Origin of the sequence: Pseudomonas sp. PS01301, from assembly GCF_029960215.1 — a bacterium.
Classification (GTDB): Bacteria; Pseudomonadota; Gammaproteobacteria; order Pseudomonadales; family Pseudomonadaceae; genus Aquipseudomonas; species Aquipseudomonas coleopterorum.
In genome coordinates this window covers 1-22440 of sequence record NZ_JASCPM010000060.1, presented here as the reverse complement: position 1 = coordinate 22440, position 22440 = coordinate 1, and the positions used below count along the sequence as shown (strand labels likewise).

23 protein-coding genes and 1 other RNA gene are annotated in these 22440 nt (G+C 62.5%); 12 read left to right on the top strand and 12 right to left on the bottom strand.

What is annotated here, in order from left to right; all coding sequences use genetic code 11:
• Nucleotides 1-165: 165 nt before the first annotated feature.
• From ppx to QMX89_RS21015, 5 genes are all read right to left on the bottom strand, one after another.
• Nucleotides 166-1668, bottom strand: a complete 1503-nt coding sequence (gene ppx / locus QMX89_RS21035; RefSeq protein ID WP_282349725.1) for an exopolyphosphatase — start codon at nt 1666-1668, stop codon at nt 166-168.
• A gap of 114 nt (nt 1669-1782) precedes the next feature.
• Nucleotides 1783-2514, bottom strand: a complete 732-nt coding sequence (locus tag QMX89_RS21030; RefSeq protein ID WP_056844750.1) for an amino acid ABC transporter ATP-binding protein — start codon at nt 2512-2514, stop codon at nt 1783-1785.
• Nucleotides 2501-3151 (bottom strand): amino acid ABC transporter permease, encoded by a 651-nt coding sequence (locus QMX89_RS21025; RefSeq protein WP_082223624.1) that lies wholly within the window; start codon nt 3149-3151, stop codon nt 2501-2503. The genes QMX89_RS21030 and QMX89_RS21025 overlap by 14 nt, the downstream gene beginning before the upstream one ends.
• Entirely contained in the window at nt 3148-3813 is a 666-nt protein-coding gene (locus QMX89_RS21020; protein ID WP_049860299.1) for an amino acid ABC transporter permease, read from the bottom strand. The genes QMX89_RS21025 and QMX89_RS21020 overlap by 4 nt, the downstream gene beginning before the upstream one ends.
• Before the next feature lie 16 nt (nt 3814-3829).
• Nucleotides 3830-4612, bottom strand: a complete 783-nt coding sequence (locus QMX89_RS21015) for a transporter substrate-binding domain-containing protein (RefSeq protein ID WP_056844748.1) — start codon at nt 4610-4612, stop codon at nt 3830-3832.
• 319 nt (nt 4613-4931) lie between these two features.
• Between QMX89_RS21015 and trxA the strand changes: the two genes are divergently transcribed.
• The 6 genes from trxA (at nt 4932) to QMX89_RS20985 (ending at nt 12287) form a co-directional block, all read left to right on the top strand.
• Nucleotides 4932-5261 (top strand): thioredoxin TrxA, encoded by a 330-nt coding sequence (trxA, locus tag QMX89_RS21010; RefSeq protein WP_043192254.1) that lies wholly within the window; start codon nt 4932-4934, stop codon nt 5259-5261.
• Between the two features lie 232 nt (nt 5262-5493).
• A complete protein-coding gene (gene rho / locus QMX89_RS21005; RefSeq protein ID WP_043192255.1) occupies nt 5494-6753 on the top strand; it encodes a transcription termination factor Rho in 1260 nt (419 codons plus the stop codon).
• Nucleotides 6754-6889: 136 nt separating this feature from the next.
• The gene (locus QMX89_RS21000; RefSeq protein WP_282349724.1) at nt 6890-8845 is read left to right on the top strand and encodes an acyltransferase family protein; all 1956 of its coding nucleotides are present in this window, start codon (nt 6890-6892) and stop codon (nt 8843-8845) included.
• A gap of 80 nt (nt 8846-8925) precedes the next feature.
• Nucleotides 8926-10392, top strand: a complete 1467-nt coding sequence (gene ubiD, locus QMX89_RS20995) for a 4-hydroxy-3-polyprenylbenzoate decarboxylase (RefSeq protein WP_282349723.1) — start codon at nt 8926-8928, stop codon at nt 10390-10392.
• Complete coding sequence (locus QMX89_RS20990) at nt 10392-11363, top strand: CDP-6-deoxy-delta-3,4-glucoseen reductase (protein WP_282349722.1); 972 nt, start codon at nt 10392-10394, stop codon at nt 11361-11363. The genes ubiD and QMX89_RS20990 overlap by 1 nt, the downstream gene beginning before the upstream one ends.
• A gap of 249 nt (nt 11364-11612) precedes the next feature.
• Nucleotides 11613-12287, top strand: a complete 675-nt coding sequence (locus tag QMX89_RS20985; protein ID WP_049860294.1) for a gamma-glutamylcyclotransferase — start codon at nt 11613-11615, stop codon at nt 12285-12287.
• A gap of 18 nt (nt 12288-12305) precedes the next feature.
• Here QMX89_RS20985 and glpT read toward each other — a convergent pair whose 3' ends face one another.
• Nucleotides 12306-13652, bottom strand: a complete 1347-nt coding sequence (gene glpT / locus QMX89_RS20980) for a glycerol-3-phosphate transporter (protein WP_049860293.1) — start codon at nt 13650-13652, stop codon at nt 12306-12308.
• Between the two features lie 283 nt (nt 13653-13935).
• Between glpT and QMX89_RS20975 the strand changes: the two genes are divergently transcribed.
• The gene (locus QMX89_RS20975) at nt 13936-14352 is read left to right on the top strand and encodes a flagellar basal body-associated protein FliL (RefSeq protein WP_056844743.1); all 417 of its coding nucleotides are present in this window, start codon (nt 13936-13938) and stop codon (nt 14350-14352) included.
• Nucleotides 14353-14420: 68 nt separating this feature from the next.
• Here the strand turns inward: QMX89_RS20975 and QMX89_RS20970 are convergent, their stop codons facing one another.
• From QMX89_RS20970 to QMX89_RS20945, 6 genes are all read right to left on the bottom strand, one after another.
• Nucleotides 14421-14870 (bottom strand): EVE domain-containing protein, encoded by a 450-nt coding sequence (locus tag QMX89_RS20970; RefSeq protein ID WP_282349721.1) that lies wholly within the window; start codon nt 14868-14870, stop codon nt 14421-14423.
• An 11-nt stretch (nt 14871-14881) separates the two neighbouring features.
• Complete coding sequence (locus tag QMX89_RS20965; protein ID WP_282349727.1) at nt 14882-15097, bottom strand: hypothetical protein; 216 nt, start codon at nt 15095-15097, stop codon at nt 14882-14884.
• Nucleotides 15098-15261: 164 nt separating this feature from the next.
• Nucleotides 15262-15879 carry a 5-formyltetrahydrofolate cyclo-ligase gene (locus tag QMX89_RS20960; protein WP_282349720.1) on the bottom strand — a complete coding sequence of 206 codons (618 nt, stop codon included), beginning with the start codon at nt 15877-15879 and terminating at the stop codon, nt 15262-15264.
• Between the two features lie 101 nt (nt 15880-15980).
• Nucleotides 15981-16158: non-coding RNA, 6S RNA (ssrS, locus tag QMX89_RS20955), on the bottom strand.
• Between the two features lie 30 nt (nt 16159-16188).
• A complete protein-coding gene (locus tag QMX89_RS20950) occupies nt 16189-16506 on the bottom strand; it encodes a cell division protein ZapA (protein ID WP_049860289.1) in 318 nt (105 codons plus the stop codon).
• Nucleotides 16503-16712, bottom strand: a complete 210-nt coding sequence (locus tag QMX89_RS20945; RefSeq protein ID WP_043193782.1) for a TIGR02449 family protein — start codon at nt 16710-16712, stop codon at nt 16503-16505. Before QMX89_RS20945 ends, QMX89_RS20950 begins: the two co-directional genes overlap by 4 nt.
• A gap of 163 nt (nt 16713-16875) precedes the next feature.
• On the opposite strand from QMX89_RS20945, the gene QMX89_RS20940 reads away from it, so the two are divergent.
• The 5 genes from QMX89_RS20940 to QMX89_RS20920 all read left to right on the top strand — a co-directional run bounded on the left by QMX89_RS20940 (nt 16876) and on the right by QMX89_RS20920 (nt 22347).
• Nucleotides 16876-17433: a YecA family protein gene (locus tag QMX89_RS20940; protein ID WP_049860288.1), complete on the top strand. Its 558-nt coding sequence runs from the start codon at nt 16876-16878 to the stop codon at nt 17431-17433.
• 26 nt (nt 17434-17459) lie between these two features.
• The gene (gene pepP, locus QMX89_RS20935) at nt 17460-18791 is read left to right on the top strand and encodes a Xaa-Pro aminopeptidase (RefSeq protein ID WP_282349719.1); all 1332 of its coding nucleotides are present in this window, start codon (nt 17460-17462) and stop codon (nt 18789-18791) included.
• Nucleotides 18788-19984, top strand: a complete 1197-nt coding sequence (ubiH, locus tag QMX89_RS20930) for a 2-octaprenyl-6-methoxyphenyl hydroxylase (RefSeq protein ID WP_282349718.1) — start codon at nt 18788-18790, stop codon at nt 19982-19984. Before pepP ends, ubiH begins: the two co-directional genes overlap by 4 nt.
• Before the next feature lie 23 nt (nt 19985-20007).
• Nucleotides 20008-21225, top strand: a complete 1218-nt coding sequence (locus QMX89_RS20925) for a 2-octaprenyl-3-methyl-6-methoxy-1,4-benzoquinol hydroxylase (protein ID WP_282349726.1) — start codon at nt 20008-20010, stop codon at nt 21223-21225.
• A gap of 120 nt (nt 21226-21345) precedes the next feature.
• Nucleotides 21346-22347 carry an extracellular solute-binding protein gene (locus QMX89_RS20920; protein WP_282349717.1) on the top strand — a complete coding sequence of 334 codons (1002 nt, stop codon included), beginning with the start codon at nt 21346-21348 and terminating at the stop codon, nt 22345-22347.
• Nucleotides 22348-22440 lie beyond the last annotated feature (93 nt).

Here is a 22440-nt window from a genome sequence, read left to right as displayed (position 1 = left end):
GAGACCCGCTCCCACAGGGATCGCATTCCAATGTGGGAGCGGGTCTCTGCCCGCGAAAGGGCCTGCGCGGTCTTCAGCGAACGGTCAGGGTAAAACCCACCTCCCACAGGGATCGCATTCCAATGTGGGAGCGGGTCTCTGCCCGCGAAAGGGCCTGCGCGGTCTTCAGCGAACGGTCAGGGTAAAGCCCACCCGAGTCAGCCATTCGGCTTCCTGGGCGAAGTCGGCCTGGGTCAGTTGGTTGTTTTCCAGCCAGCCATCGGGGAACACCACGTCCAGGCTCTTGGCCTTGGCATGCAGGGAAACCGCTGGCATCGCCTGAGTGCCCCGAATGTGGTGGAACAGGATGGCGAAGCGCAGCAGCACGCACAGGCGGATCAGCTGCTCCCCGTCATCACCGAACTCGGCGAACTTGTCCTTGGGGATGTTGCGTCGGTGGCCACGTACAAGCAGCGCAAGCATCTGCTGGTCTTCACGCGAGAAACCGGCCAGATCCGAGTGTTCGATCAGGTAGGCGCCGTGCTTGTGGTAATGATAGTGGGCGATGTCCAGGCCGATCTCGTGGACCTTCGCCGCCCAGCCCAGCAATTCGCGCCAGACCCCATCTTCCAGCCCCCAGTCCGCTGCTACCTGGTCGAAGGCATGCAGGGCCTTGCGCTCCACGCGCTCGGCCTGCTCGACGTCGACGTGGTAGCGGGTCATCAGCGAGCTCAGGGTGCGCTCGCGCACGTCCTCGTGGTGATGACGACCCAACAGGTCGTACAGCACGCCTTCGCGCAGGGCGCCATCGCAGTGGTCCATGCGCTGCAGGGCGAGCGCATCGAAGATCGCCTCGAGAATCGCCAGCCCCGCCGGGAAGATGGTCCGCCGATCCGGCTTGATGCCGTCGAAATCGATCTTGTCGACATCGCCCAGCTTGAACAGCTTGCGCTTGAGCCAGGCCAGCCCGTCGGCGTTGACCTCGCCGCTGCCCTGACCGCCGGCCTTCAATGCCAGGCCGATGGCGCGGATGGTGCCGGAGGAGCCGATGGCCTCGTCCCAACTGAGCCGATGCAGAGCGTTTTCGATGCTCATGATCTCCAGGCGCGCCGCCGTGTAGGCCTGGGCATAGCGGGCGGGGGTGATCTTGCCGTCGCGGAAGTAACGCTGGGTGTAGCTCACGCAGCCCATCTGCAGGCTTTCGCGCAGCAATGGCTCGAACCGCTGGCCGATGATGAACTCGGTGCTGCCGCCGCCGATGTCGGCAACCAGGCGCTTGCCCGGAGTGTCGGCCAGGGTGTGGGAAACGCCCAGATAGATGAGGCGAGCTTCTTCGCGGCCGGAGATGACTTCCACCGGATGGCCCAGGATCTGCTCGGCGCGGACGATGAATTCATTGCGGTTGCGGGCTTCGCGCAGGGCGTTGGTGCCCACGATGCGCACGGCGCCCAGGGGCAGGCCGTTGATCAGCTGGGCGAAGCGCTTGAGGCAGTCCAGGCCGCGTTGCATCGACTCTTCGCTGAGCCTGCGCTCCTCGTCGATGCCGGCGGCAAGCTGGACCTTTTCCCCCTGACGTTCGAGGATGCGGATTTCATTGACGTGGGCCTTGGCCACCACCATATGAAAGCTGTTCGAGCCCAGGTCGATGGCGGCGATCAGGGACAGGTTCTTGGCTTTGGTCTGCGGCATGGTCAAAGGATCTCGGTCGTTAACCCCCGCATCGTGCCACGATCAGGCGACGGCGCCAACGCGCCATCCTGATCTTTGCCCCCAGGCCCGAGCTCTGGCGAGCCCAGGCGACCTTCAAGCCGGCTGCATACCGATGAACTGCGCCAGCTCGGGCGTACGCGGATTGACGAACAAGTCCTTGGGGTCGCCCACTTCGTGCACCTTGCCGTGGTGCATGAACACCAGCTTGTCACCAACCTCGCGGGCGAAGCGCATTTCATGGGTGACCATGATCAGCGTCATGCCATCCTCGGCCAGCTTGCGCACCACGCTGAGCACTTCGTTGACCAGTTCCGGATCCAGCGCCGAGGTAATCTCGTCGCACAGCAGCACCTTGGGCGACATGGCCAGGGCCCGGGCGATCGCCACCCGTTGCTGCTGGCCACCGGAGAGCCGATCGGGGAACGCATCGAACTTCTCGCCCAAACCGACGCGTTCGAGCATCTCCCGGGCCAGTTCGCGGGCGCGAGCCTTGGGCACCTTCTGCACCACCTGCGGGGCGAGCATGACGTTCTCGCCCACGCTCAGGTGCGGGAACAGGTTGAACTGCTGGAACACCATGCCGACCTTCTGGCGCAGACTGCGCAAATCGGCGCGCGCGGCATCCAGGTATTCACCATCGACTTCGATGACGCCGTCATTGATCGATTCCAGGCCGTTCAGGGTGCGCAGCAAGGTGCTCTTGCCCGAACCGCTGCGGCCGATGATCGCGACCACCTGACCTTCGTCCACACTCAGGTCGATGCCCTTGAGCACATGATGATCGCCGTAGTACTTGTGCAGGGCGGAAATCCTAAGCAGCGGCATGCAGCCTCCTTTCCAGATAACGGGCACTGAGCGACAGCGGGTAGCACAGGGCGAAGTAGCCCAGGGCGACGAAGCCGTAGACCATGAAGGGTTCGAAGGTGGCGTTGGCCAGCATGCTGCCGGTCTTGGTCAGCTCGGTGAAGCCGATGATCGAGGTCACCGCAGTGCCCTTGACCACCTGCACCGAGAAGCCCACGGTCGGCGCCACGGCGATGCGCAAGGCCTGGGGCAGGATCACGTAGCGCAGTTGCTCGGTCCGGGTCAGCGCCAGGCTGGCAGAGGCTTCCCACTGGCCGTTGCCGATGGACTCCACGCAACCGCGCCAGATCTCGGCCAGATAGGCGCTGGTGAACAGCGTCAGGGCCAGGGCTGCGGCCACCCAGGGCGAAATGTCCACGCCCATCAGCGCCACGCCGAAGAACACCAGAAACAGCTGCATCAGCAGCGGCGTGCCCTGGAACACTTCGATGTAGCAGCGCGCTACGGTGCGCAGCGGATGCATGGGGGAGATACGCAGGGTCATCACCAGCAAGCCGATCAGCCCGCCGCCGATGAACGCCACCAGGCTCAGGGCCAGGGTCCATTGCAGGCCGGTGAGCAGATTGCGCACGATGTCCCACAGGGTGAAATCCATCAACTGTTCCTCATGATGAAACGCCGACCCAGCCAGTTCAGCAGCATGCGGATCAGGATCGACATGACCAGGTACACCAAGGTGGTCAGCAGGTACGTCTCGAAGGCGCGGAAATTACGTGACTGGATGAAGTTGGCGTAGAAGCTCAGCTCCTGCGTGGCGATCTGCGAGCACACCGCCGAACCCAGCATGACGATGATGATCTGGCTGCTCAGAGCCGGCCAGACCTTGGCCAGCGCCGGCTGCAGGACCACGTAGCGGAAGGCTTCGAACCGGCTCATGGCCAGGGCCGCCGACGCTTCGAGCTGGCCCTTGGGTATGGCCTGGATACCGGCACGGATGATCTCGGTGGAATAGGCCCCCAGATTGACCACCATGGCCAGCACCGCGGCCTGCCATTCGCTGATCTGCACGCCCAGGCTGGGCAGGCCGAAGAAGATGAAGAACAGCTGCACCAGAAAGGGCGTGTTGCGGATCAACTCCACGTAGACCCCGAACAGGCCGGCGAACGGCTTGATCTGCCAGGCCCGCACGGCGCCGCCGACGATGCCCACGGCCACCCCGAGCAGCGCGCCGATGGCGGTCAGTTCAAGGGTGAACAGTGCACCCTTGAGCAGCAGGTCGGCCTGGGCGAGCACCGGGGCGAAAGCGAACTGATAGGCCATTGCGTACGCTCGACAATCAGAGATCGGCGGGCAGCGGCTGCTTCAGCCAGGTCTGCGCATTCTTTTCCAGGCTGCCGTCTTTCTTGCCTGCGGCGATGATCTCGTTGACCTTGGCCAGGAGCTCCGGCTGTTGCTTGTTGATGCCCACGTACACGGGCGAGTCCTTGAGCTTGAGCTTCATGGCCGGAATGCGCTTGGGGTTCTTTTCCGAAATGGCCACCATCACCACGTTGCCGCTGGCGATCAGGTCGGTCTGGCCGGCGAGGTAGGCGGCGATGGTCGAGTTGTTATCCTCGAAGCGTTTGATGGTGAGGCCTTCGGGAGCGACCTTGCTCAGCTCGATGTCTTCGATGGCGCCGCGGGTCACGCTGATGGTCTTGCCCTTGAGGTCGTCCAGAGTGGCGATCGGTGCTTCTGGCGGGCCGAACACGGCCAGGTAGAAGGGCGCGTAGGCACTGGAGAAGTCGATGACCTGTTCACGCTCGGCGTTCTTGCCCAGGCTTGAGATCACCAGGTCGACCTTGCCGGTGGTGAGGTAGGGAATGCGGTTAGTGGAGTTCACCGGGGTGAGCTGCAGCTTCACCTTCAACTGATCGGCGATCAGCTTGGCGGTGTCGATGTCCAGGCCACGCGGTTGCATGTCGGGGCCGACCGAGCCGAACGGTGGGAAGTCCTGCGGCACGGCGACACGCAAGGTGCCGCGCTCGGTGATGTCGCTCAGGCCGTCGGCGTGAACGGCCTGAGCGAGCATGAAGCTGGCGGCCAGGGCAGTGAACAGCAGTCTGCAGCGCGAAATCATGGCAGTACTCCGATTGCGATCGAGTCGAGGTTGCCAGGGGTGGTAGCACAGCGCGTGCCAGAATGGGGCAGGGCGCGGATTGCGCTGGCTTGCCATGGGTATTGGCCTGTGGGGGCTGCCCATCTGGGGGCACGGTACGCACCGTTGCGGAGCGCGCCGCACTGCACCTGCGGTCATTCCTGGTGCGTTGAGTAGGGTTCCATTGGCTGTATCACCGATGTTCATAGTGATGATCAATGATCATCGGCTTCCTGTGGCGGCGCTGTGCCGCTATGATGGGCCACGTTTTTCTTTCCGAATATGACCACGGAGATACTCCATGAGCAGCGACCTTATCAAGCACGTCAGCGACGCCAGCTTCGAAGCAGATGTACTGAAGGCTGACGGTGCTGTACTCGTCGACTACTGGGCCGAGTGGTGTGGCCCGTGCAAGATGATCGCCCCGGTACTCGACGAGATCGCCGAAACCTACAAGGGCAAGCTGACCGTCGCCAAGCTCAACATCGACGAGAATCAGGAAACCCCGGCCAAGCACGGCGTGCGTGGCATCCCGACGCTGATGCTGTTCAAGAACGGTAACGTCGAAGCGACCAAGGTCGGCGCACTGTCCAAGTCGCAGCTGGCAGCCTTCCTGGACGCCAACATCTGACACCCGAAAGGCCCCGCATTCGTCGGGGCCTTTTTCTGGCCGGGATACTGGACGCCTGCAAATCCAGGTGTTACATTCGGCCTCGCATTGGTTTCTCCTCTGCCCCCTGCAAGCCGTCGCCGACGCACTCCTACTCGAATCAGTACGCGATCCTGTCGCCTTCTCTGCGGCGCGGCCTCATTAAGCCCAAAGCTTAATTTCTCCCCTCCATACATGATTACGTCATTCCCTTATGAACCTGACTGAACTCAAGCAAAAGCCGATCACCGATCTGCTCGAAATGGCCGAACAGATGGGCATAGAAAATATGGCCCGTTCGCGCAAGCAGGACGTGATTTTCTCCCTGTTGAAGAAGCACGCCAAAAGCGGTGAGGAAATCTCCGGTGATGGCGTGCTGGAGATTCTCCAGGACGGCTTCGGCTTCCTGCGTTCGGCTGACGCCTCGTACCTGGCCGGCCCAGACGACATCTATGTGTCGCCTAGCCAGATCCGCCGCTTCAACCTGCGTACCGGCGACACCATCGTCGGCAAGATCCGCCCGCCGAAGGAAGGCGAGCGTTATTTCGCCCTGTTGAAAGTCGATACCATCAACTTCGACCGTCCGGAAAACGCGAAAAACAAGATTCTCTTCGAAAACCTCACGCCGCTGTTCCCCACGGTGCGCATGAAGATGGAAGCCGGCAACGGTTCCACCGAAGACCTCACCGGTCGTGTCATCGACCTGTGCGCCCCGATCGGCAAGGGCCAGCGCGGCCTGATCGTCGCTCCGCCGAAAGCGGGCAAGACCATCATGCTGCAGAACATCGCTTCGAACATCACGCGCAACAACCCCGAATGCCACCTGATCGTTCTGCTGATCGACGAGCGTCCGGAAGAAGTGACCGAGATGCAGCGCACCGTGCGCGGCGAAGTGGTCGCCTCGACCTTCGACGAGCCGCCAACCCGCCACGTGCAAGTGGCCGAGATGGTGATCGAGAAGGCCAAGCGCCTGGTCGAGCACAAGAAGGACGTGGTCATCCTGCTCGACTCGATCACCCGTCTGGCGCGTGCCTACAACACCGTGATCCCGAGCTCCGGCAAGGTCCTGACCGGTGGTGTCGACGCCCACGCCCTGGAGAAGCCGAAGCGTTTCTTCGGTGCTGCGCGTAACATCGAGGAAGGCGGTTCGCTGACCATCATCGCCACCGCGCTGGTTGAAACCGGCTCGAAGATGGATGAAGTGATCTACGAAGAGTTCAAGGGTACCGGCAACATGGAACTGCCCCTGGACCGCAAGATCGCCGAAAAGCGCGTCTTCCCGGCCATCAACATCAACCGTTCCGGTACCCGTCGCGAAGAGCTGCTGACCGCCGACGACGAACTGCAGCGCATGTGGATCCTGCGCAAGCTGCTGCACCCGATGGACGAAGTGGCGGCCATCGAGTTCCTGATCGACAAGCTCAAGCAGACCAAGACCAACGACGAGTTCTTCCTGTCGATGAAACGCAAGTAAGGTCTGCTGTTCGAGAAGAGCGCCCGCGAGGGCGCTTTTTTTTGTCCCGGATTGTTTGCATCTGGGTTGATGTTTGCGCGGCCGATAACTTCGCGCCTCCAAGGAACTCTGTCTCGAGAACAGGTAAGGTTTTTTCATGCACACGTTTGGCAATCGCCGTGATATCGACGGATTACGGGCGCTGGCGGTTATCCCCGTCGTACTGTTTCATTTCGGATTCGATGCATTCAGCGGCGGTTTCGTCGGCGTGGATGTGTTCTTTGTTATCTCCGGGTTTCTGATCACCTCGATTCTGTTTCGCGAGATCAGCGCCGGGCGCTTCAGTTTCGTCGACTTCTGGGCACGCCGCGCGCGCCGCATCATTCCAGCCTTGAGCGTGGTCATTCTGGCGACCTTGGCGATGGGTTGGCTGTTGCTGACCGCGAAGGATTTCTCCGAGCTTGGCCGAACCGTGCGGTATCAGTCGCTGTTCATCTCCAATATCCTGTTCATGCGCGAGCACGGCTACTTCGAGCCTGCTTCGGATCTCAAGCCACTGTTGCATACCTGGTCACTGACGGTCGAAGAGCAGTACTACATCTTCTTTCCGCTGATCATGGTGGTGCTGATCCGCTTTTTCAGGCACTGGCGCTGGATCTTGCTGGGCTTGTTGCTGGTTTCATTCGGCCTGAACATCGCCTGCATCGAGCACAAGCCGGCATTCACCTTCTTTTCGCTGCCCACCCGTGCCTGGGAGCTGCTCTGTGGCGCCATGCTCGCGGTGCTGCCTGTGCCCAAGCGGGCTGTGCGGCCTTGGGTCTACCAGCTGGTCGGGCTCGCCGGGATGGTGGCGGTCCTGCTTGCCGTGTTCACGTTCGATCGATCTACGGTGTTTCCCGGTTGGGCGGCCCTGCTGCCGGTTCTGGGTACCACTGCCCTGATCTGGTCCGGTGCGCAGGGTCCGGGTCCGGCGGCACGGCTGCTGAGCCTGCGGCCGCTGGTCTGGGTGGGGTTGCTCTCCTATTCGCTGTATCTGTGGCACTGGCCGGTCTATGTGTATGCCAATGCCGTTTCCATCGACGGGATCCAGCCGTTCGAGGCACTGGGCTGGATGGCCCTGGCACTGGGTCTGGCCTGGCTGAGCCTGCGGTATGTCGAATTACCGTTTCGAGAAAAACGTCTGCTGGCAGGGCGCACATCCATATTGGCAGGCGGCTTGGCGGCCATCGTCGTACTGGTGACGATCGGTTCGGCGATTCGCTCCGCCGATGGCGTGCCGGGGCGTCTGAGCGGCAAGGCCCTGGAGTACGCGCAGACCCGCGAATGGCGAGCCGGGCAGATGAAATGCATGGTGGTGACGCAGGACAAGTCGATAGACAAGGCGTGCCTGGTTGGCGGAGAGCAAGCCAAGCCGCCGACCCAGGCGTTTTGGGGTGACAGCCACGCCGCCGCATTGATGCCGGCCATCGAGCGCAATGCCCGTGCTGAAGGGCGGTCGGTGTGGCTGTTCAGCATGAGCGCCTGTCCGCCGATTCTGAACGATGAGCCGCGTCAGCGTTGCAAGGACTTCAATCAGCAAACCATGAACAAGGTGGTCAGCCTTGGTATCAAGGACGTCGTGCTGGCCTCCAATTGGAGTCTGTACGTCTACGGGCACGAGGACGGCGACAGAAAGGTCCTGCTCAATGCCCACGACGATACCGCCCAGGCCGAGCAGCGCATGGCCGCCGCCATCAAGGCGCGTGTGGCTGCCTTGCGAGAGGCAGGGGTGCAGGTCTGGCTGTTCAAGGAAGTGCCGCTGCAGCGCAAGGGCATCATCGAGCGGCTGACCAGTCTGGCGCGGATAGGACGTTCGGCCGATGGCCTGGGGCGTCCGCTCCAGGAGCATCTGGCGCGGCAGCGGTTCCTCGGCGACTTGTTCGCGTCCTTGAGCAAAGCCGATCCAGGCGTTCACGTCATTGATCCGACGCCAATGATGTGTACCGATGGCGTCTGCAGCATAGAGGTCGATGGGACTTCGCAGTACAGGGACGAAGATCACTTGTCCGACGCAGGTGGCGCAAGGCTCAGCCCACTGTTTGCGCCCATGTTCCTGGGCACAAGCCACAACTGAGCGATGCCAGGCATTGACGGGCTGCTGTTTGCCCGTCAGAGCAGGTAGGATGTACGCTTATTTTCTAACTGGCATGGTCGATGAAATTCAAGGATCTTCGGGATTTCGTGCAGCAGCTTGAGCAGCGCGGAGAGTTGAAACGCATTCAGGTGCCCATCTCGCCGGTGCTCGAAATGACCGAGGTGTGCGACCGCACCCTGCGCGCAAAAGGGCCGGCGTTGCTTTTCGAAAAGCCCACCGGCTTCGATATCCCGGTGCTGGGCAACTTGTTCGGCACGCCCGAGCGCGTAGCCATGGGCATGGGCGCCGAATCGGTGAGCGAGCTGCGCGAGATCGGCAAGCTGCTGGCGTTCCTCAAGGAGCCCGAGCCGCCCAAGGGTCTACGCGATGCCTGGTCGAAGCTGCCGATCTTCAAGAAGATCATCGCCATGGCGCCCAAGGTGATCAAGGACGCGCCCTGCCAGGAGATCGTTGTGGAAGGTGACGACGTCGACCTTGGCATGCTGCCCGTGCAGCACTGCTGGCCCGGAGACGTCGCGCCGTTGATCACTTGGGGCCTGACGGTCACCAAGGGGCCGAACAAGGAGCGTCAGAACCTGGGTATCTATCGTCAGCAGGTGATCGGCCGCAACAAGGTCATCATGCGCTGGCTGAGCCATCGCGGCGGTGCTCTGGATTACCGTGAGTGGTGCGACAAGCATCCGGGGCAACCTTTCCCCGTGGCCGTGGCCCTGGGCGCCGACCCTGCGACCATCCTCGGTGCGGTGACGCCGGTTCCCGACAGCCTGTCCGAATACGCCTTCGCCGGACTGCTGCGCGGCAACCGCACCGAGCTGGTGAAGTGCCGCGGCAACGACCTGCAGGTGCCGGCCACCGCCGAGATCATCCTGGAGGGGGTGATCCATCCGGGCGAGATGGCCGACGAAGGGCCGTACGGTGATCACACCGGCTACTACAACGAAGTCGACAAGTTTCCGGTTTTCACCGTGCAGCGCATCACCCACCGGATCAAGCCGATCTACCACAGCACCTACACCGGCCGACCACCGGATGAGCCCGCCATTCTGGGCGTGGCGCTGAACGAAGTGTTCGTGCCGATCCTGCAGAAGCAGTTCCCGGAAATCACCGACTTCTACCTGCCGCCCGAAGGCTGCTCTTACCGCATGGCGGTGGTGACCATGAAGAAGCAGTATCCGGGACACGCCAAGCGGGTCATGCTCGGGGTGTGGTCGTTCTTGCGCCAGTTCATGTACACCAAGTTCGTGATCGTCACCGACGACGACATCAATGCCAGGGACTGGAACGACGTGATCTGGGCCATCACCACGCGCATGGACCCCAAGCGCGACACCGTGATGATCGACAACACCCCGATCGACTACCTGGACTTCGCCTCGCCGGTGTCGGGTCTGGGCTCGAAGATGGGCCTGGATGCCACGCATAAATGGCCAGGCGAGACGACGCGCGAATGGGGGCGTGTCATCGTCAAGGACGAGGCCGTGACTCGACGTATCGATGAACTCTGGAATCAGTTGGGAATAGATTGATGCGTGTGACCTTGCAACCTTCGGGCGTGGTGCTGGAAACCCTGCCTGGCGAGCGGATCCTGGCTGCCGCGCAGCGCCTGGGCTACGAGTGCCCGCAGAGCTGCCGCAACGGCAATTGCCATGTGTGCAGCGCGGTGCTGGTGGAAGGCAGCGTTCGCGAGGAAGGTGTCGTGATCGATCATGGCGAGTTTCACACCTGCATCGCAGAGCCGTTGGAGGACTGCGTGATCCTCTGGGACGGTGTGCTGGCCAAAGGCGAGTTGCCGGTACGCAGCCTCGCCTGCCAACTGGTCGATTGCGTCGATATCGGCGGCGACGTCTGGCGTGTGCGCCTGCGCGCGCCGGCTGGCAAGCCCCCGCGCTACCACGCCGGGCAATACCTGATGATCGAGCGCGACAACGGCGAAAAGTCAGCCTTTTCCTTGGCGTCTGCACCCCATAGCGGGCGCGATCTGGAGTTGCACGTACTGGTGCGCGAGGCCAGCGCAAAGAGCCTGATCGAACAATTGCAGCGCAATGGCATGGCCCGTGTGCACATGCCCTACGGCGATACGCACCTGTCCGAGTTGCCCGATGGGCCGTTGGTGCTGATTGCCGCAGGGACTGGCATGGCGCAAATGAACAGCCTGATCGAGCACTGCCGTTCCCAGGGCTTCAAGCATCCGGTGCATCTGTACTGGGGTGTGCGTCGCCCCGAGGATTTCTACGCGCTGGAACATTGGGAGCACTGGAAGCAGTTGCCCAACCTGTTCCTGAACAAGGTGGTGAGCGACCTTTGCGGTTGGGAAGGGCGCTGCGGCATGCTGCACGAAGCGGTCTGCGAAGACATCGCCGACCTCAGCGGGGTGCATGTCTATGGCAGCGGCTCACCGGCGATGATCTATGCCACGCTCGATGCCCTGGTCGAAGCGGGTATGGATGCGCACCAGATGCGTGCGGATGTCTTCGCCTACGCGCCGCGCCCACTCTAGTTTCTTCGCCACTGCGTCATTTCGTGGCTTGAACTTCTTCACTGCATGGCCGGCGTCGAATACGACGCCGTGTAATCGTGCACAGAGCTTTGTGCCTGTGCCGCTTTGGTGCTTATAACCAATCTATTTGAAGTTGATTATAAGCGCTTGTATTTATTGACCAATCTGCCATACGGTAGAGGCGCGACAGTTGCAATGCGTTAGAGTAAGGGTTCATTGCAATCTTACGGGGATAACAGGCGACTGCTTATGTCGGTACTCGAAACTGCGCACTTGAATGTGGTCTATCCGCCGTCGCTCGATCTCGGGCCGCAACTGACCCACGAGCAACTTCTTCACTCACTGAATACGACGATGCGACGTCATCGTGGCGGTCCGGTCTGGCTGTTCGCCTACGGCTCGCTCATCTGGCGGCCAGAATGCAGCGCTGCAGAGCGGCGCCGCGCTCGAGTCCATGGCTATCACCGGGGTCTGTACCTGTGGTCCCACGAGCACCGAGGCACGCCCGAGCGGCCGGGCCTGGTGTTCGGTCTGGACCGTGGCGGCTCCTGCGCCGGCTTCGCCTACCGCCTGCCGCAGGAAAATCTCGAAGACTCGCTTTTGGCGCTTTGGCAGCGTGAAATGCCCTATCCCTCCTACCGCCCGCACTGGCTCAACTGCCGTCTGGAAGACGGCACCAAGGTACAGGCGTTGGGTTTCGTGCTGGAGCGGCATTTGCCCAGCTATGCCGGCAACCTCCCCGACAACCTGCTGACGCAGATTCTGGACAGTGCCAGTGGGCGCTTCGGCAGCACTCGCGATTACGTCGAGCAGACCGTCAGTGCCCTGCGCAATCACGCAATGCCGGACAAGAACCTGGAAGCCAGGCTCAAGCGTTGCCATCAGGGCAGCTGCACTCAGGCTTCGCAGCAATTCCTGCCCTGACGGCGTAGCCTGGGTCAATCAGGCATGGCGCTCGGCGCTGGCCACTTGCTTGTGCCAGAGCGTGGGGATCAGGAAGACGATTGCCAGCAGGCAGGCGCCGATCAGCAGGACGAAACCACCGTCCCAGCCGAAGTGATCCACGGTGTAGCCCATCGCGGCGCTGGCGGCGACCGAGCCACCCAGGTAGCCGAACAGGCCGGTGAAGCCGGCGGCGGTCCCTGCCGCTTTCTTCGGTGCCAATTCCAGGGCCTGCAGGCCGATCAACATCACCGGGCCGTAGATCAGGAAGCCGATCGAGAACAGCGCAATCATGTCCACGGTCGGGTTGCCCGGCGGGTTGAGCCAGTACACTAGAGTGGCAACGGTCACCAGGGCCATGAACACCACACCGGTCAGCCCGCGATTGCCGCGGAAGATCTTGTCCGACATCCAGCCACACAGCAACGTGCCGGGAATGCCGGCCCACTCATAGAAGAAATACGCCCATGAGGTGGTGTCCACGGTGAAGTGCTTGGCTTCCTTGAGGTAGGTCGGCGCCCAGTCCAGTACGCCATAGCGCAGCAGGTAGACGAACACGTTGGCCAGGGCGATGTACCACAGCATCTTGTTGCGCAGCACGTACTTGACGAAGATTTCCTTGGCGGTGAATTCTTCTTCGTGACTGGCATCGTAGCCTTCCGGGTAATCGTTCTTGTACTGTTCGATCGGCGGCAAGCCCACCGATTGCGGCGTGTCGCGCATGGTCGCGAAGGCGAACAGGGCCACCAGCAATGCAACTGCCGCCGGCACGTAGAATGCCGCATGCCAATCGTTGAACAGGCCCATGCCGAGCAGGAACAGCGGGCCGATCAGGCCACCGCCGACGTTGTGCGCTACGTTCCACACCGACACCACGCCGCCACGCTCCTTCTGCGACCACCAGTGCACCATGGTCCGTCCACTGGGCGGCCAGCCCATGCCCTGGGCCCAACCGTTGATGAACAGCAATATGAACATCATGGTGACGCTGGACGTAGCCCAGGGTGCAAAGCCGAACACGAACATCACGCCGGCCGAAATCAGCAGGCCGAACGGCAGGAAGTAACGCGGGTTGGAGCGATCGGAGACGATCCCCATGAGGAACTTCGACAGGCCGTAGGAAATGGCGATGGCAGACATCGCCAAACCCAGCTGGCCACGGGTGTAGCCTTGCTCTTCAATCAAGTAGGGCATGGCCAGCGAGAAGTTCTTGCGCAGCAGGTAATAACCGGCGTAACCGATGAATATCCCGGCGAAGATCTGCCAGCGAAGGCGGCGGTAGGTGCTGTCTATCTTTTCATCGGGCAGGGCGGCGCGATGAGGGGCGGGGCGGAAGAAGGCGAACATGCACAAGCTCCATTTATTGTTATTTGCTGCGGATTCGAATGTTACAGTTTCATTACCGAAAATAAAATCGATTACCGCCCAATGGAGTGCGCGAAAATGTTGCAAAGCGAACTTAAGCGCTTCAGTTCTGCTCGCCATTTGGCTTGATGTTCTAGAAGAACCGTTTCAGCTCTTCGGATGCGCACGAGCTATTGAATCACCTGTACTGGCCGATACAGACAGGTAACAGCGCTGGCCGGCATGACAGCCGCGGCCAGGACACGACCTTGCGGAGAAATGAAAGATGAAAGCCTGGGTATCCATAGTGCTGGCGTTGGCCCTGCCAACCGCCGTGATGGCCAATGAGGCGGCCAAAGAAGGTGAGAATGCCGCTCCCAAGGTGGCCTATATCGGCATGACCCCGCCGTTCGTGGGCAACTACGCCCTCGATGGCGGCCCCAAGCTGCACGTGTACAAGGCAGACATCGCCTTGAAGGTGACCGGGGCGGAGGCGGAGGCTGCGGTGAAGCGCCAGGATCCGCTATTGCGCAATCAACTGGTGGCCTTGTTCGCGCAACAGACTTCCGACTCGATGAGCAATGTCGAGGGCAAGGAAAAGCTGCGCCAGGAAGCCCTCAAGCAATTGCAGCAAGTGATGAACGACGAAGAGGGCAAGCCCATCGTAGAAGACTTGCTGTTCAATAACTTGATTGTGCAGTAACAGCGCAGACGGTCAGTCGGCACTTAAGCGACATCAATTTCAGAGTAGGCCACGGCCTATTCGAATATTCAGCGCAACTGTATTACCAGCGCCCACTGTTCTGCCGTCACCGGCATCACCGAAAGGCGGCTGCCTTTTTGCACCAGGGGCATTTCGGCCAGACCTGCTTGCTGCTTCAGATAACCGAGCCCGAGCACTTTGCCGAAGGTCTCGACGTGCGCGACGTCGACCGAGGTCCAAGGGTTCTTCTCAGCGCTGGCCTTGGCGTCGAAGTAGGGGCTGTCCGGGTCCAAGGCGGTGGGGTCTGGATAGTCGGCGGCCACGATTTTGCCTACACCGGCTATGCCAGGTTCGGGGCAGCTAGAGTGGTAGAAGAAGAACTCATCGGCCACCGCCATGGCGCGCAGAAAATTGCGCGCCTGGTAGTTGCGCACACCGTCCCAGCGCGTCTGGCCAAGCGTGGCCAAGTCCTGAATGGACAGTTCGTCAGGCTCGGATTTCATCAGCCAGTAGGCCATGACAGGGTTCCTCAGTGATACGAAATGGCCAGCTTTTTGGGGGTTGAAAAGCAGCCGACAATTGGTTGCGCACAAAGTTTGCTTGTCGTTGAAGCTTGCCCCAGAATGCGCGCAAATTTAAGCCCGGCGCTGCTGTTCGCCAGGCCAGAATACCGTTCCGTTGATTCTTGAATTGCCTTGTAGGGGGGCAGCGTCGATGCGCCGTAAGCCGGATTTGTTGTGGACATTGGTGATCTTGTTTGGCCTGGGTGTGGTCACCACCGGATACGCGCAGAGTCTGTGGGCGAGCAAGGCGGATACGGGTGTTGAGTTGACCGTGGTGCAGACTTCGGTAGTGAGCTCGCGGTAACGGCGGCGCGGCTTTCGCGGCCACTGACCGCTCCAACAGGTTTCAAGTCAGATACCAAGCCCTGTCCGTGACCGTGCCCTGCAACGGTACATCCCAACTGGCCTGCGCCAGGCGCTCCACCTTCTGGCATTCATGGGCCAGCCCCAGCAGCACCGGGGCCTGCCAGACCGTGCGCCGAGCGCGATAGGCCAGGCTGCGGTCGTAGAAGCCGCCGCCCATGCCCAAACGCCCGCCTTCGTCATCGAACCCTACCAGCGGCAGCAGGATCAGATCCAGCGCCCAGATGGTGCGTTGGCGGGCGCGCTGGATACGGGGCTCGGGGATGCCAAAGCGGTTGGGACGAAGCTTTTCGCCTCGGCGTACCTGCTGAAACACCATCTTGGTGCGCGGCCAATCGCTGAGCACCGGCAGGTAGGTCCGCTTGCCGCGCCGCTGGGCTTCGAGCAGCAAAGGCCGCGGGTCGATCTCGCCGTCGTTGGGCAGGTACAGCGCAATGTGCCGGGCACGCCGAAACAACGGATGCTGAGCCAGTTGCCGATAGAGGCCCTGGGCAGCCTGACGCTGTTGTGCGGGGGTAAGGGCGCGACGCGTGGCACGCAGCTGGCGGCGCAATTGCTGACGAGACGGTTGTTGACGAGGCAGCGGCGCGGAGGCGGTCATGGGCGCGGTCGATCCTGATCACGGACGCCACCGGGGCTGTGCTGCCCAGCGACAAATGAAAAGCCCACGCCGAGTCGAGCTGGCATGGGCTGGAAATTCAGGTACTCCCCGACGAACCGCTGTCGGTGTAGCCCTTGAACCCGAAAGTTCAAGGTGGAGATCACAGGAGGTTTTAAGGCTTTCCGTCGAGCGGACATGCACACCAACCCCACGTGCAACCCCCGTGGTTGTGCGTATCGGCTCAGGGACATGACCGACTGGCAAGCACTCCAGGGAGTGGCGCCAGTATACAGAAAAGCTTTGCGGATTTCAGCCCTTGGGCGTTTCCGGATCGTTGGCAAGCACCAGATCCACGCGTTCGAGCAGATCGCGGACCTGTTCGCGGGTGTTGTCATTGACCGGGAGCGCCGGTGTGTCCTGGCGGTGCAGCAGGTCGTGAGTGATGTTCAGCGCGGCCATGACAGCAATGCGGTCGGCACCGATCACCTTGCCGCTGCTGCGGATCTCGCGCATCTTGCCATCCAGATAGCGGGCGGCGTTGACCAGATTGCTGCGCTCCTGCGGCGGGCAGATGATCGAGTATTCCTTGTCCAGGATCTGGACGGTGACGCTATTGCTTGAACTCATGAGTCTTGCTCCAGGGCCTTGAGGCGCGAAATCATGGACTCGACCTTACGCCGGGCGATTTCATTCTTTTCGATGAGACTTGCGCGTTCCTCGCGCCAGGTCTTTTCCTGCGCTAATAGGAGTCCGTTTTGTCGTTTAAGTTGCTCGACTCGTCCGATCAATGATTCGAGTCGGCTCATCAGCGCTTGCAGGTCGTTGTGTTCCATGGAGTCCCGGTAGGTACGGTTGGAAAAAGTCGCCTGCCGCTGAACTGGCAGGTCCGGTGAAGATGAACACGTAGTTGGCCGCGTCGATAGTCTGGCGCGGTTGCCGGTGCTAGGATACAAGGCCTTCATTCTAGTCATTGCGCCGTCTGGCGCCTAGTTGCCCATGCCTATTCAGAATTCCCCCTATCACGCCTTCGCCACCCTGCTCAACAGCAGCGGCCACACCGTTTCGCCTGCCGAACTGCACGGCCTGCTGCTGGGGCGCAGTTGCGCCGGGGCCGGCTTCGAGGTCGAGCCATGGCTGGTCGATGCCGCCGACCTGCTTGGCGCACCCGCGGAAGACAATGTTCGCCAGGCCTTGATCGGCCTGCAGGAAATGGTCAAGGGCGAGCTCACCAGCGACGACATGACCGTGGTACTGCTGGTCCCCAGCGACGAGTCGCCGTTGCCCGAGCGGGCTGCCGCCCTGGGCGAATGGTGCCAGGGTTTCCTGGCTGGTTTCGGTCTGACCGCACGCGACACGGCGTTGAGCACCGAAGCCATGGAAGTGCTGCAGGATCTGGCGGCCATCGCCCAGGTGCAGGACGCGCTGGAAGAGTCCGAAGACGGCGAGACCGACTACATGGAAGTCATGGAGTACCTGCGGGTCGCGCCGCTGCTGCTCTACACCGAGTCGGCCAAGCACCCGACCGCGGCCAGCGCCAAGCCGTCGCTGCACTGACCTGACCCCGGAGCCTGCGTCTGCCCATGAGCCACATCCCGAAATCGGAATATGCCCGCCGCCGCAAGGCGCTGATGGCGCAGATGGTGCCCAACAGCATCGCCATTCTGCCCGCCGCCGCGGTGGCCATCCGCAATCGCGACGTGGAACACGTCTACCGCCAGGACAGCGATTTCCAGTACCTGAGCGGCTTTCCCGAGCCCGAAGCGGTGATCGCCTTGATTCCAGGGCGCGAGCATGGCGAGTACGTGCTGTTCTGCCGCGAGCGCAACCCGGAGCGCGAGCTGTGGGATGGGTTACGGGCCGGGCAGGACGGGGCGGTGCGCGATTTCGGCGCCGATGACGCCTTTCCCATCAGCGATATCGACGACATCCTGCCCGGCCTGATCGAGGGACGCGACCGCGTCTACTCCTCGATCGGCAGCCACCCGGAGTTCGATCGGCACCTGATGGACTGGATCAACAGCATCCGCTCCAAGGCGCGCCTGGGTGCCCAGCCGCCCAATGAATTCGAGGCGCTGGACCATCTGCTGCACGACATGCGTCTGTACAAGTCGGCGGCCGAGATCAAGGTCATGCGCCGGGCCGCCGATATTTCTGCGCGGGCCCATGTCCGCGCCATGCAGGCCTGCCGCGCCGGGCTGCACGAGTACAGCCTGGAAGCCGAGCTGGACTACGAGTTTCGCAAGGGCGGGGCGAAGATGCCGGCCTATGGCTCGATCGTGGCGGCGGGTCGCAATGCCTGCATCCTGCATTACCAACAGAACGATGCAGTGCTGCGCGACGGCGACCTGGTGTTGATCGACGCCGGTTGCGAAATCGAATGCTATGCCAGCGACATCACCCGTACCTTCCCGGTGAGCGGTCGCTTTTCGCCCGAGCAGAAAGCCATCTACGAGCTGGTGCTCGAGGCGCAGCAGGCGGCCTTCGCCGCGATCGGTCCCGACAAGCACTGGAACCAGGCCCATGAAGCCACGGTCCAGGTCATAACCCAAGGGCTGGTGCGGCTGGGTCTACTCAAGGGCGAGGTCGACGAGTTGATCGCCCGCGACGCGCATCGCGCGTTCTACATGCACCGCGCCGGCCACTGGCTGGGCCTGGATGTGCATGATGTCGGCGAGTACAAGGTCGGTGGCGAGTGGCGGGTGCTCGAACCCGGCATGACCCTGACCGTCGAGCCCGGCATCTACATCGCGCCCGACAACCTCAGCGTTGCGAAGAAGTGGCGGGGCATTGGCGTACGAATCGAGGACGATGTAGTGGTGACCAAGAAAGGCTGCGAGATTCTTACCGGGGCGGTGCCCAAGTCGGTCGCCGATATCGAGGCGCTGATGGCGACCGCGCGGGCCGAGGCATGAGCCGCTTCAATCTGGCCATCATCGGTGGCGGGCTGGTCGGCGCGAGCCTGGCCCTGGCCTTGCAAGCCGGTGCCAGGGCTCGCGGTTGGAACATCGTCCTGATCGAGCGCTTCGCTCCCGGCGACGCCTACCAGCCCAGCTATGACGCGCGCTCCTCGGCCTTGTCCTACGGCACCCGGCAGATCTATGAGCGCTTGGGGCTATGGCCAGCGATCAGCCAGCGCGCCGAAGCGATTCGTCAAATCCATGTGTCCGACCGCGGTCGCTTCGGCACCGCGCGGCTTCGCGCCGAGGACGAAGGCGTACCGGCCTTGGGCTATGTGGTGGAGAACGCCTGGCTCGGCCAGTGCCTGTGGCAGGCGCTTGACCGAGAGGTGGTGAGCTGGCGCTGTCCGGCGGAAGTCACCGGCACCCAGGCCTTGGCCGACGGTTACGCATTGACCTTGAACGACGGCACTCAGGTGCAGTGCGACCTGGCCGTGCTGGCCGACGGTGGTCGTTCCGAGCTGCGCGAACAGTTGGGCATTGCCGTGCAGCACACGCGCTACGATCAAGACGCCCTGATCGCCAACATCACCCCCGGCAATCCGCATCAGGGGCAGGCGTTCGAGCGCTTCACCGATGATGGGCCGATGGCCTTGCTGCCGTTGCCCGACAACCGCTGCGCACTCATCTGGACCCGTACGCCCGCCGATATCCGCCGCCTGCAGGGGTTGTCCGATCATGCGTTTCTGCAGGAGCTGCAGGGCGTATTCGGCTACCGCCTAGGTACGCTGCAGCGCGTGGGCGCCCGACATGTCTATCCGTTGTCGCTGGTACGGGCCGAGGAGCAGGTGCGCTCCAATCTGGTGGTCCTGGGCAACGCGGCGCATGCCTTGCATCCCATTGCCGGACAGGGCTTCAACCTGTCGATGCGCGACGTGCAGGCGCTGGCCGATGCCTTGCTCGCCAGCACCGGCCATGTGGGCGAACTGTCGCTGCTGCGTGGCTATGAGCAACGCCAGCGCCTGGATCAGAACCTGACCGTGGGCTTTTCGGACCAGCTGACGCGTTTGTTCGCGACACCCGATCCATGGGTCGCGGTGGGCCGCAATCTGGGCCTGCTGGGCCTCGATCTGCTGCCGCCGGCCAAGCGCTGGTTCGCACGCCAGGCCATGGGCCTGGGCACTCGGTCGGACATCAAAGGGCAATGAATACAGTGACCCACACCCACGAATTGCGCGCCGACCTGGTCATCGTCGGCGCTGGCATGGTCGGCAGCGCTCTGGCGCTCGCCCTGCGCGACAGCGGCCTGGACATCCTGCTGATCGACGGCGGACCGCTGACCGGCAAGCCTTTCGACGCACTGGCACCCTTCGAAGCGCGGGTCAGTGCACTGTCCATGGCCAGCCAGCGCATCCTTCAGCGCCTGGGCGCCTGGGATGGTATCCAGGCGCGGCGTGCCAACCCCTATCGACACATGAGCGTGTGGGACGGCAGCGGCACCGGGCAGATCAACTTTTCCGCCGCCAGCGTGCATGCCGACACTCTGGGGCATATCGTCGAGAACCGCGTGGTTCAGGACGCCTTGCTCGAATGCCTGCAGGACAGCGGGATCCGGCTGCTGGCCAATGCGCGACTGGAGCAGCTGCGCCATTCGGGTGACGATCGTCTGTTGACCCTCGCCGGCGGTCAGACCGTACGCACCCCGCTGGTGATCGCCGCGGATGGCGCGCATTCGGCAGTGCGCCGGCTGGCAGGCTGCGAGACTCGCGAATGGGACTACCTGCACCACGCCATCGTCACCAGCGTGCAGTGCAGCGAGGGCCATCGCGATACGGCCTGGCAACGCTTCACCGACGAGGGCCCGCTGGCCTTTCTGCCCTTGCAACGCGGTGATGGCAAGCATTGGTGCTCGATCGTCTGGTCGACCACGCCGGAGCAGTCCGAACGCCTGATGGCCTTGGACGACGCGGCTTTCTGCCGAGCGCTGGGTCAAGCCTTCGAGGGACGTCTGGGGGAGGTCATCGCTGCCGATCCTCGCTTGTGCGTCCCGTTGCGTCAGCGACATGCCAAGCGCTACGTGGAAACCGGCCTGGCACTGATCGGCGATGCCGCGCACACCATCCATCCGCTGGCCGGGCAGGGGGTCAACCTGGGCCTGCTCGACGCGGCGGTGCTGGCCGAAGAACTGATCCATGCCCGGCAGCGAGGTGAGCGGCTGGCGGGCCTGCCGGTGCTGACGCGCTACGAGCGCCGACGCATGCCACACAACCTGGCACTGATGGCGGCCATGGAAGGCTTCGAGCGCCTGTTCCAGGCCGACCCGCTGCCGCTGCGCTGGTTGCGCAACACCGGCTTGAAGTGGGTGGAGCGAGTGCCGGAAGCCAAGGCGTTGTTCGTCCGCCAGGCGCTGGGCCTGACCGGCGATCTACCGGAGCTGGCGCGCCCCTGAGACAGCCGTATGCCTGCGCCTGCCCGCAACATTTGGTAACGGCTGGGCCCCGAGTTCGGTTGAGAAGGTAAATGTGATTCACTACCATTTCGGCCTCACTCCAACGGCAAGGTTTCCCTCATGATGGTGCGCAAACGTCTTCTCGCTGCACTGGCGCTCTGCCTGCTGGGTGGTAACGCCCACGCTGCCGATGAAGTGGTCGTCTATTCGTCGCGCATCGACGAGCTGATCAAGCCGGTTTTCGACGCCTACACCGCGAAAACTGGGGTCAAGGTCAAGTTCATCACCGACAAGGAAGCGCCGTTGATGCAGCGCATCAAGGCCGAAGGGCAGAACGCCACGGCCGACCTGCTGCTCACCGTCGATGCCGGCAACCTGTGGCAAGCCGAGCAGATGGGCATCCTGCAGCCCATCCAGTCCACCGTCATCGACGGCAACATTCCCTCGCAATACCGTGCCGCGTCCCACCAGTGGACCGGCCTGAGCCTGCGTGCGCGGACCATCGCCTACGCCAGCGAGCGCGTCAAACCGCAGGAGCTGAGCACCTACGAGGCGCTGGCCGACAAGCAATGGGAAGGACGCCTGTGCCTGCGGACGGCGAAGAAGGTGTACAACCAGTCCCTGACCGCCACCTTGATCGAGACCCATGGCGCGGAGAAGACCGAGCAGATTCTCAAGGGCTGGGTGAACAACCTGTCCACCGACGTGTTCTCCGATGACATCGCGGTGCTGCAGGCCATCGATGCCGGGCAGTGCGATGTGGGTATCGTCAACAGTTACTACTATGGCCGCCTGCACAAGCAGCAGCCGGACCTGGGTGTGAAGCTGTTCTGGCCGAACCAGGGCGATCGTGGTGTTCATGTGAACCTGTCGGGCATTGGCCTGAACAAGTATGCGCCGCACCCTCAGGCGGCCATCGCCTTGGTCGAGTGGATGACCGGGCCGCAGGCGCAGGAAATCTTCGCCGGGGTGAATCAGGAGTTTCCGGCCAATCCGGCGGTGGCGCCCTCTGCGGAAGTCGCCAGTTGGGGCGAGTTCAAGGCCGACACCCTCCCCGTGGAAGTGGCGGGCAAGCGTCAGGCCGAGGCGATCCGGTTGATGGACCGTGCCGGGTGGAACTGAGCTGATATCGGTGGTGCGGCCTTCGCGGGCAGAGACCCGCTCCCACACGGAAAGCACAAAAGCACCTGTTCCTCTGTGGGAGCGGGTCTCTGC